Annotated in this window: 14 protein-coding genes; 7 read left to right on the top strand and 7 right to left on the bottom strand. The window is 65.8% G+C overall.

Going from position 1 to position 17,145, the window contains the following annotated elements; all coding sequences use genetic code 11:
- Positions 1-151: 151 nt before the first annotated feature.
- From F7O44_RS04515 to F7O44_RS04495, 5 genes are all read left to right on the top strand, one after another.
- Entirely contained in the window at positions 152-601 is a 450-nt protein-coding gene (locus F7O44_RS04515; protein ID WP_162448931.1) for a universal stress protein, read from the top strand.
- Positions 601-1,176, top strand: a complete 576-nt coding sequence (locus tag F7O44_RS04510; RefSeq protein WP_162448930.1) for an HhH-GPD-type base excision DNA repair protein — start codon at positions 601-603, stop codon at positions 1,174-1,176. The genes F7O44_RS04515 and F7O44_RS04510 overlap by 1 nt, the downstream gene beginning before the upstream one ends.
- Before the next feature lie 47 nt (positions 1,177-1,223).
- Positions 1,224-2,807, top strand: coding sequence for a SpoIIE family protein phosphatase (locus F7O44_RS04505; protein ID WP_162448929.1), 1,584 nt, complete (start codon positions 1,224-1,226; stop codon positions 2,805-2,807).
- Positions 2,808-2,985: 178 nt separating this feature from the next.
- Positions 2,986-4,515, top strand: a complete 1,530-nt coding sequence (locus F7O44_RS04500) for an RNA polymerase sigma factor (RefSeq protein WP_187361114.1) — start codon at positions 2,986-2,988, stop codon at positions 4,513-4,515.
- A gap of 88 nt (positions 4,516-4,603) precedes the next feature.
- Positions 4,604-5,191, top strand: coding sequence for a rhomboid family intramembrane serine protease (locus F7O44_RS04495; RefSeq protein ID WP_222851049.1), 588 nt, complete (start codon positions 4,604-4,606; stop codon positions 5,189-5,191).
- 323 nt (positions 5,192-5,514) lie between these two features.
- Here the strand turns inward: F7O44_RS04495 and F7O44_RS04490 are convergent, their stop codons facing one another.
- Complete coding sequence (locus F7O44_RS04490) at positions 5,515-5,730, bottom strand: DUF7455 domain-containing protein (RefSeq protein ID WP_174255876.1); 216 nt, start codon at positions 5,728-5,730, stop codon at positions 5,515-5,517.
- A 382-nt stretch (positions 5,731-6,112) separates the two neighbouring features.
- On the opposite strand from F7O44_RS04490, the gene F7O44_RS04485 reads away from it, so the two are divergent.
- Positions 6,113-8,212 carry a DNA gyrase/topoisomerase IV subunit B gene (locus tag F7O44_RS04485; RefSeq protein ID WP_343073806.1) on the top strand — a complete coding sequence of 700 codons (2,100 nt, stop codon included), beginning with the start codon at positions 6,113-6,115 and terminating at the stop codon, positions 8,210-8,212.
- A gap of 223 nt (positions 8,213-8,435) precedes the next feature.
- Here the strand turns inward: F7O44_RS04485 and F7O44_RS04480 are convergent, their stop codons facing one another.
- Positions 8,436-9,875 (bottom strand): HNH endonuclease signature motif containing protein, encoded by a 1,440-nt coding sequence (locus F7O44_RS04480; RefSeq protein WP_162448926.1) that lies wholly within the window; start codon positions 9,873-9,875, stop codon positions 8,436-8,438.
- Positions 9,876-10,094: 219 nt separating this feature from the next.
- Here F7O44_RS04480 and F7O44_RS04475 point away from each other — a divergent pair, with 219 nt between their 5' ends.
- Positions 10,095-11,216 carry a calcium/sodium antiporter gene (locus tag F7O44_RS04475; protein WP_222851048.1) on the top strand — a complete coding sequence of 374 codons (1,122 nt, stop codon included), beginning with the start codon at positions 10,095-10,097 and terminating at the stop codon, positions 11,214-11,216.
- Positions 11,217-11,242: 26 nt separating this feature from the next.
- Here the strand turns inward: F7O44_RS04475 and F7O44_RS04470 are convergent, their stop codons facing one another.
- The 5 genes from F7O44_RS04470 to F7O44_RS04450 all read right to left on the bottom strand — a co-directional run bounded on the left by F7O44_RS04470 (position 11,243) and on the right by F7O44_RS04450 (position 17,100).
- Entirely contained in the window at positions 11,243-11,749 is a 507-nt protein-coding gene (locus tag F7O44_RS04470; protein ID WP_222851047.1) for a beta-class carbonic anhydrase, read from the bottom strand.
- Entirely contained in the window at positions 11,742-14,213 is a 2,472-nt protein-coding gene (locus F7O44_RS04465; RefSeq protein WP_162448924.1) for a DNA gyrase/topoisomerase IV subunit A, read from the bottom strand. The genes F7O44_RS04470 and F7O44_RS04465 overlap by 8 nt, the downstream gene beginning before the upstream one ends.
- Positions 14,214-14,338: 125 nt before the next feature.
- Positions 14,339-14,947, bottom strand: coding sequence for a hypothetical protein (locus tag F7O44_RS04460; protein WP_162448923.1), 609 nt, complete (start codon positions 14,945-14,947; stop codon positions 14,339-14,341).
- A 66-nt stretch (positions 14,948-15,013) separates the two neighbouring features.
- The gene (locus F7O44_RS04455; protein WP_162448922.1) at positions 15,014-16,423 is read right to left on the bottom strand and encodes a sensor histidine kinase; all 1,410 of its coding nucleotides are present in this window, start codon (positions 16,421-16,423) and stop codon (positions 15,014-15,016) included.
- Entirely contained in the window at positions 16,420-17,100 is a 681-nt protein-coding gene (locus F7O44_RS04450; protein WP_162448921.1) for a response regulator transcription factor, read from the bottom strand. The genes F7O44_RS04455 and F7O44_RS04450 overlap by 4 nt, the downstream gene beginning before the upstream one ends.
- Positions 17,101-17,145 lie beyond the last annotated feature (45 nt).

Raw genomic sequence — 17,145 nt, 5'->3', positions numbered from 1 at the left:
TACACACGTTCTGATAGTGCCACGGCCGGGACTCACCGCGCTGGTCGCGCCATCGGGCCTGTCGCGGCGAGTCAGGATCAAGGTGCACTAGTCTCGGTCACGGTCTGTAGGTTTCTATGGCCAGTGTCGACCATAGGGAGGGCGAGATGTGATGACGACCATCGTTGTGGGTTATGTGGCCAAGCCAGAGGGACGCGCTGCGCTGCGTCGAGCAGCGGAAGAAGCCAAGCTGCGGGGCGCGCGCCTCGTCGTGATCAACTCCGAGCGAGGCGGCCGGAACTTTGACGCCGACGACGCGCGGCAGCATGAGGCCGAGCTCGAAACGGTCCGAACCCAGCTGGCCGACGCCGGAATCGAAGCCGAGGTGCGTCAGCTCGTACGCGGTATGGACGTCGCCGAGGACCTCATCGCCGTGGCCCAGGAGACCGTCGCGGATTTCATCGTGATCGGCCTCCGGCGGCGCAGTCCCGTCGGAAAGCTCATTCTGGGAAGCAACGCCCAGCGGATCCTGCTCGACGCACCTTGTCCGGTGCTGGCGGTCAAGGCCGAGGACGGAGACATCGACGGCGAGGAGCCAGCGGATGTGGAGGGCTCCCGGTAATGGCCGAGCTGTATCTGGCTGGAGACCCGGTCGCCGATGAGCTGTTGGCCCGGGATCCGTTCGCCTTGATGGTCGGGATGCTGCTGGATCAGCAAGTCCCTATGGAGTGGGCTTTCGCGGGACCAGCCACCATCGCCGCCCGCCTGGGTACTGAGGATCTGTCGCCTGCCGCGGTCGCGAATCACGACCCCGAGGCGTTCGCCGCGCTCATGGCCGAGAAACCGGCCGTGCACCGTTACCCCGGCTCGATGGCCAAACGTGTACAGGCGCTGGCCGCGTACGTTGTCGAGCATTGGGACGGCGATGCAGCGTCGATTTGGCGCAACGTCGATAACGGTCGGGATTTGTTGGCGCGATTCAAGGCACTTCCGGGGTACGGTGAGCAGAAGGCACGCATCCTGGTCGCGCTTCTCGGCAAGCAATTCGAGGTTCGGCCGGAAGGGTGGCGCGAAGCTGCCGGGCCATATGGGGAGGACGGAGCGCGTCGTTCCATCGCCGACGTCGTTGACGATCAATCGTTGGCCGAGGTACGTGCGTTCAAACGGGAAGCCAAGCGCAAAAGCTCGGGTGGATAACGCGTTCGTCCGGCCACGCGAACTTGTTGAAGCAAAGGGGTAAGCCTGTGCGGCCAGCGGATGCCCAGCGGCTGCTGGGAGCTCTGGCAGGCGCCGACGCGCCGGTGGGGTTCGCCGTCTTCGACGACCAGTACCGTTACCTCGCCATCAACGCTTTTCTGGCCGAACGCACGGGCAAGACCATCGCTGATCACCTGGGCCGCCGGCCGTCGGAAGTGCTGCCGCCGGAACTCTCGGCGCATACCGAGGCCATGATCGACCGGGTGCTTCGCAGCGGCGAAACGGTCAAGGCCGATGAGCCGCCGGTGCCGAACGCCACCGGCTCCGTGCCTTATCTGCGGTCCACGTGGTACCTCGTCAGTGAAGCGGATCGCCGGGAAGTCGCCATGTTCGTCGTGGATGACACATCTCAGCGAAGCGCTTTGTCGGCGTTGCGGCACAGCCGCGCCCGAAACGCCCGTCTGCTCGAGGTGGCCGAAGAGCTGGCCGAGGCGGTCACGGTGGCCGACGTGGCCGCCGCGATCACCGTGATCGGGCGGGCGACGGTGGGAGCTCGCTGGATCGGTCTCACGCTGCTCGGCGAGCCGGGCGACTTCGCACTCGACGGTCCTTATGTCTCCCATTGGCCTGACGACGCCGTCACCCCGATGGCCGAGGTGATCCGGACGGGGTGGCCGGTGTTCCTGCCGTCCAAGGCGCGGGCCCGCGATGAGTTCGCGCACGAGGGGTTCCGCGCGTTCCTCGACCAGACCGACGAAGAAGCGTGGGCGGTTCTCCCGCTCACAGCAGACTCCGGCCGTATCGGCGCGGTCCGGTTCGCCTTCAGCACTGAGCAGCCATTCGAGTCCGAGGTGTGCCGGTTCCTGCGTGCGGTGGCGCAGCAGTGTTCGGTGGCGCTGGAGCGAGCGCTCCTGTTCGAGCAGGAACGGACCGCCACCGCGTCGCTCACGGAGGGATTGAAACCTCCGATGCTCCCGATCATCGACGGTTTGGAAGTGGGCGCTCGCAGTCTTCCCGGATCGACCGATCACGTGGTGGGTGGAGACTGGTACGACGTGTTCGAACTGCCTGACGGCACGGTGTCCGTCGTCGTCGGCGACGTGATGGGCCACGGCCTGTCCGCCGCTTCGGGGATGGGCCAGCTGCGTGCGGCGCTGCGGGCGCTGGCCCTGACCGACGCCGATCCGGTGGCAGTACTGACCGGCCTCGACCGGCTGGTGGACGGCGGCGGAGCCGTCGAACTGGCTACCGTCGTGTACTTCGTGATCGATCCACGAGAGGGCGTCGTGCGCCTCGGTGATGCCGGGCATCTGCCTATGGTCCGGATTCCCCGGGACGACGAGCTCGAGCTGATCGACAGCGGCACGGACACCACACCCATCGGCGTCGCCGAACCCCGGTTCAGCCGGCGGATCAGGCTGGGCGCCGGGGAGATTCTGCTGGCATTCACCGACGGACTGGTGGAGAGTCGCAGCCGCAGTCTCGAGGAGGGCGTGACCGAACTCCTCGACTGCCTGGAAGAACATCGCCAGGCGCCGCTGGATGTCATACTCGATACGGTCGTCGAACGTTTGCGTACGGCCGGCGCATCCGACGATCTCACGGTTCTCGCGCTACGGTGGAGAGGGTGATCGGTCGGTGCTGCTCTCGATGCCATCTGGCATGCCCATGAGTCTGAAGGAGAACAAAGCGCCCTCCTCGTGTCACAATGTCTTGTTGCCGAAGCTTACGGTCTACTAGCCCCCCTTCAATGAGAGGTTGTTCGTGTCGCCAAGCCCGTCTCGCTCCAAGTACGCCCGGATCTTCGAGCTGCCACCCGTACAGGAGCTAGTGATACGAGGCCGGGAAGCCGGCTCTGTGGACGCACAGGATGTGCGGGCCGCGTGCGAGGCGGCGAACCTTCAAATGAAAGAGAGCCGCCTCGTCGTCGAGCATTTGAAGTCGACAGGTATTACTGTCGAGGTTGCGGCTTCGGACTCGCGGGTGAAGCGCAAGCGGGTTGTGGCGGCATCGTCGCGTCGTTCCTCGGCGACGGCAACCGCATCGGCGGACGTGGCCATCACATCGGCTGAGGCCAGCACAACGGCAATGAAGACGGGCAAGCAGGCGGCAGAGAATAGCGAGGGAACTGTGAAGACTGCGGTGAAAAAAACGACAGCGACAGCAGTTCAAGAGGACTCATCCGACGCGGCGGCTCCCACGGCGGAGGTCAGCACCTCCAAGGCCAAGCCGGCTCGGAAGCGGAAGAGCGCCAAGGCTGGCGCCAACGCCGCCGGAACTCCGGAGGACGCTGACGGCACAGCTGCGCCGGCCAGCCCAGCGGCGCCGGCGGAGGAGCCAGACCCAAGCGAGCTGACCGACGAAGGCTTCGTCCTCTCCGAGGACGACGACACAGATGAGCCTGAGCAGCAAGTCGTCGTGGCCGGGGCGACCGCAGACCCGGTCAAGGACTATCTGAAGCAGATCGGCAAAGTCCCGCTGCTGAACGCCGAGCAGGAAGTCGAGCTGGCCAAACGTATCGAAGCCGGACTCTTCGCCGAAGAGAAGCTGGCCAACGAGACCGAATCCATGGAGCCGAAGCTCCACAGCGAGCTGAACTGGGTAGCCGAAGACGGGCGGCGCGCCAAGAACCACCTACTGGAGGCCAACCTCCGGCTGGTCGTCTCGCTCGCCAAACGCTACACCGGGCGCGGCATGCTGTTCCTGGACCTGATCCAGGAAGGAAACCTTGGCCTGATCCGCGCTGTCGAGAAGTTCGACTACACCAAGGGTTACAAGTTCTCCACCTACGCCACCTGGTGGATCCGGCAGGCCATCACCCGTGCCATGGCCGACCAGGCCCGCACCATCCGGATCCCGGTGCACATGGTCGAAGTCATCAACAAACTCGCCCGGGTCCAACGGCAGATGCTTCAGGACCTGGGCCGTGAGCCCACGCCGGAAGAGCTCGCCAAAGAGCTCGACATGACGCCGGAGAAGGTCGTCGAGGTCCAGAAGTACGGCCGGGAGCCGATTTCGTTGCACACGCCGCTCGGTGAGGACGGCGACAGCGAGTTCGGCGACTTGATCGAAGACTCCGAGGCCATCGTGCCCGCCGAGGCGGTCTCGTTCACGTTGCTGCAGGAGCAGCTGCATGCGGTGCTGGACACCCTGTCCGAGCGCGAAGCAGGCGTGGTTTCGATGCGTTTCGGGCTCACCGACGGTCAGCCGAAGACACTCGACGAGATCGGCAAGGTCTACGGCGTCACCCGGGAACGCATCCGCCAGATAGAGAGCAAGACGATGAGCAAGCTCCGGCACCCGTCGCGGTCGCAGGTACTGCGCGACTACCTCGACTGATCCGGACTTGTGCTGGTGCTAGTCCCGTGCGCGTGATACGCGCGGGCGAGACGTGCACTCGCGCCACGGTTTACCTAGGGTGATAGACGTGAGTTCCTCCGGTGAAATCGAACGGCGCAATCTGCCGACACCTGTCGTCCTGGTCATCCCGGTATTCGTCATGCTCGCCCTCATGTGGGGGCAGGAAATCGTCGACCAAGTGCCCGGTGTCAACCTGGACCAGTACGGCATCCGGCCTCGTAGCGCCGAGGGATTGCTCGGCATCGTCACTGCCCCGTTCCTGCACGCCGGTTTCGACCACCTGATCGCCAACAGCGGTGCGTTCCTGATCCTCGGCAGCCTGATAGCTCTGACCACGCGGAAGTTCTGGTCCGTCACGATAGGTGTGGCACTCTTGGGTGGCTTGGCTACCTGGCTGGTCGCCGGTGCCAACACCAATCACATCGGAGCCAGCGGGCTGGTTTACGGGTTCGCGGCCTTCCTCGTCGCCTGGGGTGTGCTCACCCGGAAACTCCTGAGCATTCTCGTCTCAGTCGTCGTCGTCATCATGTACGGCAGCATCGCTCTTGGCGTCCTGCCGGGCCAGCCAGGTATCTCCTGGCAAGGTCACCTGTTCGGTGCGGTGGCCGGGGTTGTCATGGCGTTTGTCCTCCGCGATCGGGAAGCGCGCCGGTAGGGACGTGGGGGAAGAAATAGCCCCCATCCTTGCCCGCGAAAGGCTCGACAGGGACGTGGGGGATGAAAGAGCCCCCATCCCCGCCCGCGAAAGGCTCGTTCCTCGCCTTTCGATGCCCGCCGCACCATGGATGGGGGCTCTCTCATCCCCCACGTTGTCTGCCGGACCATGGGCGGGGTTCATTCATCACCCACGTTGTGCCGGTGTGTTCCGGTCGCGTAGGGGGTTCAGCAAAGGGGTGGATGTGCTGATGGGTGGGGACAGGGTCCCCACCCATCAGTGAAGGTGCTCGGTTATTCGTATGTCAGGCAGCTCTTGGTGCTTCAGGCAGTCGGTTCACTCGGAGTGTCGGTGAGCTTGGCGGTCTCGTCGTGCCATTCCACTGCCATCGGGCGAAGCTTCGCTTCGTACTTGCGTCCATGGTGGCCACAGAAGAGCAGTTCGCCTTGGTCGAGAACCGCACGGATGTAGGCCTGGGCGCCACAGCTGTCGCAGCGGTCAGCGGCGTTCAGCGGTTTGGTCGCGAGAGTAGCTGTCACGTCGCGCACCTTCCTGGTCGATGGGCCACCGGTTGCTTGGTGGTCGTGTCATTGCATCCGTACAAACATCAAACCATCCGATGTCGTTACCGCCACACGCGCACGGCCTGGTTCGCTATGCGCGTACAAGATGGGGCGTGGTGGTGGTCACATCGGGGCGGCTGTGAGAACGAGCCGGGCCGGCGCCGTTGTCGGCTGTCCACATTCTGACACGATGTGTCTCAAAAGGCACGTCGATCTTGCGGCAACGTGCCTGGCCGCCAGGCAAGGAACCGCCGTGCGGAACAGCGAGCCTGCGCGGCCGGCCGGTAACGGCGGATTATGCTGGGCTCGCGAGGCACGGCAGCACGTGCCGGCAACGATGCGAGGAGGAATTGCGCCTGTGACTGCGCAGACGGCCCGCTCCACCAGCCGTGGCAGTGACTACACCGCACGCCATCTCTCGGTGCTCGAGGGCCTCGAGGCTGTCCGCAAGCGCCCGGGCATGTATATCGGCTCCACTGATTCGCGGGGTTTGATGCACTGCCTGTGGGAGATCATCGACAACGCCGTTGACGAGGCGCTGGGCGGCCACTGCGACCGCGTCGAGGTCGTGTTGCGTGCCGACGGTTCGGCCGAGATCCGGGACAACGGCCGGGGCATCCCGGTCGACATCCACTCCAAGTCCGGGCTGTCCGGGATCGAAGTCGTGTTCACCAAGTTGCACGCGGGTGGCAAGTTCGGCGGCGGCTCGTATGCCGCCAGCGGTGGTTTGCATGGCGTCGGCGCCAGCGTTGTCAACGCGCTCTCGGGCCGGCTCGATGTCGAGGTGGACCGAGATGGTCGTACCCACCTGATGTCTTTCCGCCGGGGTGAGCCAGGGGAGTATGCCGGCGAAGGGCCGGACGCGCCGTTCCAGCCGTTCACTGACCATTCCAAGCTGCGCATCGCCGGCAAGGTCAAGAAGGGGGTCACTGGGAGCCGGATCCGGTTCTGGGCCGATCAGCAGATCTTCCTCAAGGGCGCGGACTATTCGTGGGACGACCTCGTGTCGCGCGCCCGCCAGACGTCGTACCTGATCCCCGGCCTCGAACTCGTGGTTCGCGATGAGCGCGGAGAGACTCCGGTCGAGGAGAAGTTCCGTCACGACGGCGGAATCAGCGAGTTCGTGGAGTTCTTGAGTCCGGGGTCGCCGGTGACGGATGTGCTACGGCTCACCGGCCAGGACACATTCCGCGAAACGGTCCCGGTACTAGACGAAGACGGCCAGCTCATCTCGAAGGACACCGAGCGTACGTGCGAGGTCGACATCGCTCTGCGATGGGACAGCGGCTACGACACGATCTCGCGCTCGTTCGTGAATGTGATCGCCACTCCCAAAGGCGGCACCCATGTCACCGGATTCGAGCAAGGCTTGATCAAAGCCATGCGTGATCAGGTGAAAGCGAACTCCCGCCGGTTGAAGGCAGGTAATGACAAGATCGAGAAAGACGACGTCCTCGAGGGCCTGACCTCGGTCGTCACCGTACGGCTGGACGAGCCGCAGTTCGAAGGGCAGACCAAGGAGGTACTCGGCACCTCCGCGGTGCGGGGGATTGTCGCCGCCGTCGTCGAACGCGAGATCAAGGCGGTACTGACCTCCACGAAGCGAGCGGACAAAGCGCAGGCAACCGCCGTGCTGGAGAAGGTCGTCTCGGCGGCCAAGGCGCGGGTGGCGGCGCGGCAGCACAAAGAGGCCGTGCGCCGCAAGAATGCTCTCGAAACCAGTTCGCTGCCCACCAAGCTGGTCGACTGCCGCTCCAGCAGCCTCGACAAATCAGAACTGTTCATCGTTGAGGGAGACTCCGCGCTGGGCACCGGGCGATCGGCCCGAGACGCCGAGTTCCAGGCTCTGTTGCCCATCCGGGGCAAGATCCTCAACGTGCAGAAGGCTTCCGTGGGCGACATGCTCAAGAACGCCGAGTGTGCGGCCATCATCCAGGTGCTCGGCGCCGGTAGTGGCAAGACATTCGAGATCGACCAGGCTCGATACGGCCGGGTCATCCTCATGGTCGACGCCGACGTCGACGGCGCGCATATTCGCACGCTGCTCATTACCCTGTTTTTCCGGTACATGCGCCCGTTCGTCGAGGCCGGTCGGCTGTTCGCGGCCGTGCCGCCGTTGCACCGCCTCGAGCTGACGAACCCGAAGAAGGGACAAGATAAGTACATCTACACCTACACCGACGCTGAGCTGCATCGGGTCTCGCTGGAACTCCAGCGAAAGGGTGTGCGATGGAAAGAACCTCCGCAGCGCTACAAGGGCCTGGGCGAAATGGACCCGGATCAATTGGCGGAGACAACTATGGATCCGCGGCATCGGCGATTGCGCCGGATCACGGCCGCGAACGCCGAAGACGCTGAGCGCGCCTTTGAACTGCTCATGGGCAACGAGGTCGCGCCCCGCAAGGAGTTCATCATCGCCGGCGCCGCAGAGCTTGACCGCGAGCGGATCGACGCCTGACGACCCCCAGGGTGGTCCTCGTCGCAAGATGCCGACGGCGATCCGCGGCGGCCGAGGCCGCGAGCCGGGGCCGGGTCGTTCAACAGGCTTGCCGGCCTGCCCCGGGCATTGTCCGGCGCCCCGACGAGGTGGCGGAGACGATCGTCTCCGCCACGCGGCAGAGTGTGGCGTAACGCCACGGTGTCCTCGTCGGGGTTAAGGAACCGGCTCTTAGGGCGGCTGCTTAGGCAGCGTCGGGTTTCCCGGTGTCGCTCTGGTCCACCGTGGTATTCCGGTCGTCTACGGCCCCACTGTCCGTACCGCAGGTGTGCCCACCGCTGACATTCCCACCATAGGCGTCGGCACCCTCGGTGTTCGCCCCGGAAACCGTGGCGTCGAGGCCGGTGGTCTGGACGTCGTTGTCTGGGCCGGCTCGCGGCGGTGAACCTCTGGTGGTGTGGATCAAATCAGTGAGGAGGTCGGTGGTGGATGGTGGTGGCTTGGAAGATGCCGGGTTGCCGTTGGGGTTGATGAATCTGAACTGGCCTGGCCCGAGGATCTGTATGGTCCAGCCGCCTTGGTGCACGAGGGTGTGGTGTTTGCGGCAGAGCAGGGCCATTTCGTCGATGTTGGTGCGACCACCCTGGATCCATGGGATCAGGTGGTGGACTTCGGTCCATTCGGGTGGGCGGCGGCAGCCGGGGAATACGCATCCGCGGTCGCGTAGGCGTAGCGCTTTGCGTTGTGCGGGGGTGGCTGTGCGCTGGGATCGGCCGACGTCGAGGGGTTGGGAGTCGGGGCCGGTGATGATCCGGCTGATGCGGGCGTCACAGGCCAGGCGGCGTACGGCGTCGCCGCGCAGGATGGCCCCGTTGGTGAGCTCGCCGAGCCCGCCGGTGCGGGTTTCGAGGGTGTCCAGGTTGGTGACCACGATCAGGTGGGTGGCTTCACCGCCCTGCGACGGGACGTCACCAGCAGCGAGAGCGCGGCGACAGAGTTCGACTAGGGCGTCGGCGCGGCGTTGGGATGGGGTGCGTTGATCGTCGGGGCCACTAGGTGTGGCGAGGGCGTCGATGGCGGTGTTGACGATGGCGCCGTCTTCTTCGCCGAGGACTCCGTCGAGGATGACGGCGCCGTCGAAGGTGGAGGACAGGTCGAGCCAGCGTCCCTGGTCGCGTTTTTCGGCGCGTTTGGCGGCTTTGGTGTCATCGACGGCGGCGCCGAGGCCGCGTAGCGCGGCGCGGAGCCGGGTGGGGTCGTCTGTGCTGGCCGCGGCGACGAGGGCGTCTTGGCAGCCGGCGATCACATCAGTGCCGAGCAGTTTCGCTGCCCGGGTGATGGCTTCGGCGTGCGGCACCCGGATCTCGCCGTTGATCAGGGCATGCTCGACGACGGGCAGGTCGGTTAGCATTCTGGCGATTTTCAATGCCCGCGATGTCTCGGCCGGGGCGACGTGCGACTTGTGCCGCACCCATGCACCAGTGGACAAGGCTGATGTGGACTCACTGATCCGACGCTTGTCGAAAACACGCAATCGGGTGAGATAGGCAGCCTCGGCGGCGTCGGCCAACCGGCGTAGCGCCAGTAGTTCATCACTGATCCGTGCCTCGGATAGGTCAGCGGCCGGCTCCGCTGCGACCTCACGCACCGCAGCGGTCAAACCGTCGAGCATCTCCGAACTCATGATCCAACGCTATAGTTCGCCACCGACAAGGTTGAGAGGAAAACATGTGCTATAGCTAGTAACCTGCGAGAAAGAGAATGAAAACACAGAAAAAACCCGTGAAGCTTGGCAACGTGGGGGATTAGCGCACACCACCGGGGGATGTGGACGAATCAGGTCCTCGTGCCGCAATGCCGGATACGGCGCCTTGGCGCACGAGAGGCCACGTATGGTGGCGGCGTGAGCGTGACAGCGGTGCTGATGTTGATCGCAGGCTTCGTTCTGCTGGTAGGCGGCGGCGAATCTTTGGTCCGTGGTGCCAGTTCATTGGCCCGCACGATCGGGATGTCTTCCCTTGTGGTGGGGCTCACCGTGGTGTCGTTCGCCACATCGGCACCCGAGCTGGCCGTCAGCACCGGCGCGGCGCTCGGCGGACACCCAGGGCTGGCCGTCGGTAACGTCGTCGGCAGCAACATCGCCAACATCCTTCTCGTGCTCGGGCTATCGGCGGTCTTCGTCCCGCTGATCGTGAAGTCGCAGATCGTCCGCGCGGATATCCCGGTCATGGTGGCGCTGTCGATCGGCCTGCTGCTCCTGGCCCTCGACGGGCACATCACCCGTCTCGACGGCACGCTGCTGCTGGCCGTGGTGGTGATCTACGTGACCATCACCATCGTGATCTCGCGGCGACGAAAGCTGCCCATTCCGATGCGCCACGGCCCGCACACCGGCGGATCAACGCAGGACGCGCAGGCACCTACACCCCAGCGGCGGAGCGTGCCGCGTGACCTGTTGCTCGTCTTGGTGGGGGTGGGGCTGCTCGTCGCCGGAGCACAGCTCCTGGTCCGCGGCGCCAGTGAGGTAGCGGCGGCCCTGGGCGTCAGCGACCTGATCATCGGCCTGACGGTGGTGGCTATTGGGACGTCCCTTCCAGAGCTCGCGACGAGCGTGATCGCTGTCATCCGAGGCGAGCGCGATCTCGCGGTGGGCAACATCGTCGGCTCCAACGTGTTCAACATCGGGGCGGTTCTCGGCATCACGGCAATCGTCGCGCCGGACGGGATCGAGGTGGCGAGCGCCGCGATCAGGTTTGATCTGCCGATCATGATCGCGGTGGCGCTGGCACTGCTTCCAGTGGCCTTCACCGGGCAGGCGGTGGCTCGCTGGGAGGGTGTGCTCTTCTTCATCCTCTACGCGGCCTACATCGCCTTCCTGTTGCTCCAGGCGACGGATCATGCCGCGCTTGAACCGTTCAGCGCCGTGATGCTTTGGTTCGTGGTTCCGATCACGGCGTCGTGGCTGCTCCTCCTGGCCGCGTACGAGATCGGCCTCCGGCGCGGCCGGCGTTCGCAGCGCGATTGACCGATAACCTCACACGGACGGGCCCGTCAGGTCACCCGCTCCACTCGGCCGGTGGCGACGTCGTACACGAATCCGCCCACCGCGATGCCCGGCGGGAAAAACGGCCACGAACGGATCTTCTGAACGTCGACCTCGAGTGTCTCGTGCTGATCGGACACCAGCCGGAAATCCAGACTGCGCACGTCGATTCCGGAGGCCTGTTCGACGATGTCGATCACCTGGTCGCGGGTGGCGCTGGCCATCTTGCAGTTGGTGTGCGCCACGACCATGATCCGCTCGACGCCTAGCAGGTGCGTGGCCAGCGCCAGGGTACGCAGCACGTCTTCGGTGACTCGAGCGCCAGCATTGCGGATGATCTTCGCGTCGCCCGGGGTTAGCCCGAGCATGTCCAGGGGCTCGATACGCGAGTCCATACAGGTGACGATGGCCAGACCGCGGGCGGCACCGGGGACCAGGTGCCCGAGGTCGAATTCGGCCGCATATTCCTGATTGGCGGCGAGCACGTCGGCGAACGCGTCATGTTGTTCAGGCATTGGCATATCCTCCAGGTACGACAGACGTTCCGCTGATCGCCGCGATGGGCTGCGGTGCCGGCATGCCGGAGCCGTCTCGCCGGCCGGGTTCGGCCGGCAGCTCTACCGGGACGCCACTGGCCGCGGCCGCACGTGCCGGAGCCGGACCGACCCACGCGAGCAACAGGGTGTCCTCGCCCTTGAGGAATCGGTGACAGCGCACCCCACCGGTGGCCCGGCCCTTGGCGGGATACTCTGCGTACGGAGTCACTTTCACGCTGCCTGCCTGGGTGCCTGGTAGCGCGGACGAAGAGCCCGCGATGGTGACCACACTCGCTTCGTCGCCTGGTTCGACGGCACCGAAGTACGTGACTTTCGCGCCGGGACTGAGTTTGATGCCGGCTACTCCACCGCCGGAGCGGCCTTGCGGCCGGACGACGCTGGCCGGGAAACGTAGGAGCTGCGCTTCGGAGCTGACGAACACCAGGTCCTCCTCGCCGGTTTTGAGCTGTACGGCACCGACGACGTGGTCGCCGTCCTCGAGCCGGATGACGTCCCAGGAGTCCTTGTTGGACGGGTGGTCGGGCACAACACGTTTGATGACGCCGTCCGCGGTGCCCAGGGCAAGGCCGGGGGAGTCCGGGTCGAACGAGGAGAGGCACAGCAGCCGCTCGCCCGGTTCGAGCTCGATGAACTCCTGCACCGGTGCTCCACCGGCCATGGTGGGAGAGCTCGTGGGCGGCAACGCCGGCAGTTCCAGTACCGACAACCGGATCATACGTCCCGCGCTGGTCACGGCACCGATATCGCCGCGCGCGGTGGTGGGCGCCGACGACACCACCAGGTCATGTTTGGCTCGCTTCTCACCAGGAACCAGCGGTTCCAGACCAGCGGTGCGGGCGAGCAGTCCGGTTGACGAGAGCAGTACCTGACAGGGGTCGTCGGACACCTCCAATGCGGTGGCCGGGAGTCGCGGGCTGGGAACACCGGAGTCCTCGAGCAAGACCGTGCGGCGCGGTGTGGCATGCGCGGCCGAGACCTCGGCGAGTTCGGCGGAGACGGCCTGGCGCATCAGCGACTCATCCTCCAGCAGCGCCGTCAGCTCGTCGATGGTCCGGCGCAGCTCCTCGGCCTCCTTGTCCAGCTCCAGGCGGTCGTACTTGGTGAGCCGGCGCAGGGGAGTGTCGAGGATGTAGCGCGCTTGGATCTCGGACAGATCGAAGACCTGCATCAACCGGTCCCGCGCGGCCGCGGCGTCGTCAGATGAGCGGATGACGGCGATGACCTCATCGATGTCGAGCAGGGCGACCAGCAGACCGTCGACCAGGTGCAGGCGGTCGGCGGCTTTCTTGCGCCGGAACTCGCTGCGCCGGCGTACCACTTCGAGCCGGTGCTTGATGAAGACCTCGAGCAGTTCTTTGAGCCCGAGAGTACGCGGCTGCCCGTCGACCAGGGCGACGTTGTTGATGGAGAACGAGTCTTCGAGGGGGGTGAGGCGGTAGAGCTCTTCCAGCACTGCCTCGGGCACGAACCCGCTCTTGAGTTCGATCACGAGGCGCAGGCTGGTGTTTCGGTCGGTGTAGTCGACGACGTCGGCGACGCCGTTGAGTTTCTTGCTCTTGACCAGATCGACGATGCGCTCGCGGACCCGCTCCGGGCCGACCATGTACGGCAATTCGGTGATGACGATGCCCTTGCGGCGAGCGGTGATGTTCTCGATGCGCGCGGTGGCCCGGGTCTTGAAGGCTCCCCGCCCGGACTCGTAGGCCTCGCGGACGCCGTCGAGTCCGACGATACGCCCCCCGCTGGGCAGGTCCGGACCCGGGACGAACCGCATGAGGTCGTCGAGCGTGGCATCCGGATGTACGAGCAGATGACGGGTGGCGTCGACCACCTCGCCGAGGTTGTGCGGCGCCATGTTGGTGGCCATCCCCACCGCGATGCCGCTGGCACCGTTGACCAGCAGGTTGGGGAACGCGGCCGGTAGAACCTCCGGCTGCTCGAACTGGCCGTCGTAGTTCGGCACCATGTCGACGACGTCTTCGTCGAGTGAGCCGGTGAGCAGCATGGCCGGCTCAGCCATCCGGCACTCGGTGTAACGGTAGGCCGCCGGCCCGGCGTCCAAGGACCCGAAGTTGCCGTGTCCGTCCACCAGCGGGACCCGCATGGCCCAGGACTGGGCCATCCGCACCAAGGTGTCGTAGATGGCGCCGTCGCCGTGCGGGTGCAGCTTGCCCATGACGTCGCCGACGACGCGGCCGCACTTGACGTGGGCGCGGTCTGGCCGCAGACCCATCTCATGCATCTGGAACAGGATTCGCCGCTGTACCGGCTTCAGCCCGTCTCGTGCGTCGGGGATCGCGCGGGAGTAGATGACCGAGTAGGCGTACTCGAGGAAGCTGCCGCGCATCTCCTCGGACACGTCTACATCGATGATCGTCTCTTCGAAGTCCTCAGGTGGGGGAGTCTTGGTTCCGCGTGCCATGCGCCCCATTCTTACCCCTGCGCTATCTCAGATCCGGCAGCGACCCACGATTTGAGGCTCCGGGCGCCACGCGGAGTAATGCGACGTATGGAGCGAGCCCTGGCCGGAACGTGGGCTGGGCCGTGCTACAGCGTCATCGCGACGACGAGCGCGATGACCACGAACAGGAGGATGACGAAGCCGAAGGTCAGCAGCACCATCTTGGCGAAGCTCAGTCTTTCGTACCAGGGCAGCGCTTTGGGGTATACCTTGGCGAACTCGGGTGGATTCACCAAGTCCGGGTGGACGACCGGTGCTATCCCCAGGCGGGCGACGAGCGCGTCGCGGTCCTCCTGCGCCCAATGGGTGCTGCGTAGACGAATGATGGTCCGCCCGGCGCGGTCGAGCAGAAACACGTTCTCCGCGCTTCGGCTGTCGACGATCGACAGGTAGATGTGGCCGACGACGATCGCGGCGACGTCGGTGCGGGGCCACATCTTGCGTCGCGAGGTGAATCCGGAGCGGCCGACTTCGGTAGGTGTGAGCACGACGTAGACGCCCCGGAAGTAGAAGTACATGATGACGACGCAGCTCAGCACCGTCGCCACGAGCAAGGCGAAAGCGGGCAGGCCCTCCCGCACGACGAGAGCCACCGCGGGCACTATCAAGAAGAGCGGCGCGGCCGCGACCATCTTCTTGTACTGCTTGGTGCACGGCCGGATGAGGAGTTCGTCGCTGCGGGAACTGATGGTCATGAGCGCCGAGCGTATCCCATGATCATTGGCACTTGACCACCGAATTCGGTGGTCAAGTGCCAATGATCACGAGAGGCGTGTGCCGGAGTGGCGGACCGGCAGCCGGACGGTGAATCGGGCACCGGGAAAGGCGTCGCCCACCGTCACGTGCCCGCCGTGCGCCTGGGCGATCTCGCGGACGATCGCCAAGCCCAGGCCGGTGCCACCGGCGTCGCGGCCCCGGGCGTCGTCCAGTCTGGTGAAACGTTCGAAGATCCGCTCCCGGTCGGCGAGTGGGACAGGCGGGCCGTCGTTGCTCACCCGCAGCTCAGTGAGGATGCCGAGGCTGCGGACGTCGACGTCCACCCCGGTGACGGCATGCCGGACCGCGTTGTCGACCAGGTTGCGGACCAAGCGGCCCAGCGCGTGGGGATCCCCGAACACCCAGGCCGACTCCGTGGCGTCGACACGTATCGGCACCCGGGGGTCGCGCAGCTGATCGACGACGTCGCGGGTCACGTCACGCAGGTCGACGTCGGTGGACGTCCGGCGCCGTGGCTCGTCGAGGCGAGCCAGAATCAGCAGGTCTTCGACCAGCCGCTCCATCCGCTCCACCTCGGCGAGCGCTTCACGGGCGGTTTCGTACGGGTCGACGGCGTCCGGATGGGCGAGCCCGACTTCCAGCTCGGTCCGCAGCGCCGCGATCGGGCTGCGCAGCTCGTGGGCGGCATCGGCGACGAACGCGCGCTGCCGGGCAGAGGCCGCCTCGAGGCGTTTCAGCATGTCGTTGAGGGTGGTGGCCAGCCGGTGCAGCTCATCCCGGGCGACCGGCACCGGCAGCAGACGTTGTTCGCCGGTTCCGGTGATCTCGGCGGCACCGCTGCGCAACTGCTCGACCGGCCGGAGCGTCCGCCCCGTGACGAACCAGCTCAGCAAACCCACAGCCGCGGCCACGACCACGCCGGCCCCGACGATCGCGAGCCTGAGCAAGTTGGCCGTACGCCGCTGCTCGGCCAGCGACACCGCGACGAGCACCGTCTGAGGTCCGTCCGGAGGGCCGGTCTCGATACCTATGGCCCGGAACGGCTCCGGCTGCCCGATCCGGGTGCCGGGCATGTCGATCGCCTCACCTGCTCGCACCACGGCCAGATCGTCCCGGCTCAGGATCGGCACCAGCCGGTCGCCGCCTGGTGTCGATGCCAGCACACGGCCTTGGGCGTCGACGACCTGCGCGATGGCGGCCCCCGAACTCGGTAGGGGGTTGGTGAGACGATCGGCCTCGACGAGCGCGGCGATGTCATGGCCGTGGCTGCGGGCGGACTCGTCCAGTTCCCGCAGCAGCGTCTGCTGGAGCATGATCAGCGTGAGAGTCCCACCGACGGTGAGGACCAGCGCGGCGACGGTGGTCGCGGCGATGGTGAGTTGCGCCCGCAGGGAGAGCTTGAGCCGGACGGACCAGGGCGAGCGGCCGCTCATCTCGGTCGGTCCCGGGGTCATGTCACGTGGTCGTCGATGAGGCGGTATCCCGCTCCGCGAACCGTCTTGAGGCTGTTCCGGTCGAACGGGGTGTCGATCTTGCGGCGCAGGTATCCGACGTACACCTCGACGATGTTCGGGTCGCCGTCGTAGTGCGGATCCCACACGTGCTCCAGCAGTTCGAGCTTGGAGACCACCTCGCCACGCTTGTACATCAGATAGTGCAGCACACCGAACTCGCGAGGCGTCAGCGCCACCGTTTCCGTGCCGCGGCGGACTGTGCGGGTCGCGGGATCGAGAGAGAGGTCGCCGCTGGTCAGTACTGCGGGCCGCTCCGGGGCGCCACGGCGCATCAGAGCCCGGAGCCGGGCTACCAGCACCACATACGAGAACGGCTTGGTCAGGTAGTCGTCTGCCCCGACGTCCAGCCCGTCGGCTTGATCGTATTCGCCGTCCTTGGCGGAGAGCATGAGAATGGGAACCCAGTTGCCTTCGGCGCGCAGCGCTTGGCAGATGCGGTAGCCGGAGAGCGACGGGAGCATGATGTCCAGCACGATCGCGTCGTAGGGGTTCTCCCGGGCCAGGTGGAGCCCTTCCATCCCGTCCGCGGCGAGTTCGACGGAGAACCCCTCGGCGGTGAGCCCGCGCTTCAGCGCGCGAGCGAGCCCGCGTTCGTCTTCGACAACCAGAATGCGCATCGAAAAAGGTCCCTCCTTGCCCGCACCGGCGCCCCGTTGCAAGCC

The organism is Phytoactinopolyspora mesophila, assembly GCF_010122465.1.
In the GTDB taxonomy this organism is placed as follows: domain Bacteria; phylum Actinomycetota; class Actinomycetes; order Jiangellales; family Jiangellaceae; genus Phytoactinopolyspora; species Phytoactinopolyspora mesophila.
Note: the sequence above shows the minus strand (reverse complement) of the source record. Positions and strands in the feature narration are given on the sequence as shown.